The sequence below is a fragment of the Vibrio sp. 10N.222.48.A3 genome (assembly GCF_041475345.1).
Taxonomy (GTDB): Bacteria; Pseudomonadota; Gammaproteobacteria; order Enterobacterales; family Vibrionaceae; genus Vibrio; species Vibrio tasmaniensis_A.
This window is the reverse complement of sequence record NZ_JBFRVX010001436.1, coordinates 1-1539: the sequence shown is the minus strand read 5'-3', so window position 1 is coordinate 1539 and position 1539 is coordinate 1. Positions and strand designations below refer to the sequence as shown.

Sequence of the window (1539 nt, the reverse complement as noted above, 5' to 3'; positions counted from 1 at the left end):
CCTCCGTATATACGGAGGTTTTTTTATTCCCCGAGATTATTTCCGTTACCCACAACCTCCCTTCCCCACCCACAAATTCTCCTGCGTATTCTCGATTCAAAAGCGGTTAGACGCGAAGATAACAAATCAACAAATCAACAAATCATATAGTTAAGCACTGTAATTTTATGTAATGAACACCTGACAAAGTCATACAGTATTGATGTCCTGTATAAATTATTCTTCTTACTAATTAATTTGTGAATATAAATTTTTAGGGACCCCAATGAAAACAAGCATTTTATCTGCAGCTCTACTAATCACTTTAACTGGATGTGGCGGAGGAGGCTCATCGACTCCCGCGAAAAAACCAACAGTTAAGCCAACGCAAAAGCCAGTGGTATTTATCTCTAAATGTTCGCAACCCTTACAAGGGGATACAGCCTTAACCTTCAAGATTAAGGGTACAATAGCGAGTGTCAATGGCGTTGCATGTAGTGGTAGCCCCAAAGCATTTGACGATATGATCAAAGCTCACCCGAATACAAAAACGCTGAACTTCATCGATATGGGTGGCTCTATGAATGATGATGCCAACATTCAACTAGCGTACAAAGTAAGAGCGAAAAAATTAAACACGTACATTAGCTCTATTGGACATGTCGCTTCGGGGGGAACTGACCTTTTCGCTGCGGGTGTGAAAAGAACGATTGAACCAGGTGCTCGATTAGGCGTTCACTCATGGGCACAAGGGTCTTTACAAGGGGCTTCATTGCCTGTTGGTCATAGTGAGCATAAACCCTACATTGATTATTATAAAAAGATGGGATTACCAGATCCGAGCGGCTTCTACTGGTTTACACTGAAAGCTGCTCCGGCTCAAGGAATGCATTATATGACTCCTGCTGAAGTATCTAAGTATGGTTTGGCGTCTGTAATGACGGGTGTTACAAAAGACCTACGAGCAAATTACACTCCTAAAAACAGCCTTTTGAACAACAACCTGTTAGACGTTGTTAGTGATAGTCTGAAAGCTGTAGCCGTTGAAAACCACGTAAGAAGCAGTGTCTATGTGCTCGACCATGTCTCCACACTTCTATTTAAGCGTTTCAATGTATCAAATAGAGACGAGTTAATCACTTACATAAAGCTCAATGGGAAACTCGACCCCGCAACGAAATCTTACGTCTTCGCAGCCACGTCAGACAAACCTGCGACGATCTATAACTCAAACAAAGATGTAATTCATTCATCTTACAGCTCCAATAGTAAGTATAAGATCCAAGCTAAACCTTTAATTGAAACTGGCTTGACGATACAAGACTATGGCGTCGAAGACACAACAACAAGTGTTCAAGTCGTATTAAATAGAAGTGATGTCAAAGTTACCGTAGGAAGTGAAGAGTTTTCTCTAACCAAAGCCTCTTCAAAAAATAAAATAAACCATTGCAAAATGGATAGCGCAGCGAATTCATCAGGTCACTTAGTAACGATTGCAAACTGTACAGAAAGCCGCCTTCAAGGTGACGTGGTACAATTGGTGAATTACAAGCGAACGAC

The 1539-nt window shown here is 41.1% G+C and carries 1 protein-coding gene; it reads left to right on the top strand.

Annotation, left to right across the window (positions count from 1 at the left end; all coding sequences use genetic code 11):
* Positions 1-265 precede the first annotated feature (265 nt).
* On the top strand, positions 266-1539 hold a 1274-nt coding region (locus tag AB4653_RS26945; protein ID WP_372105767.1), incomplete at its 3' end, for a hypothetical protein.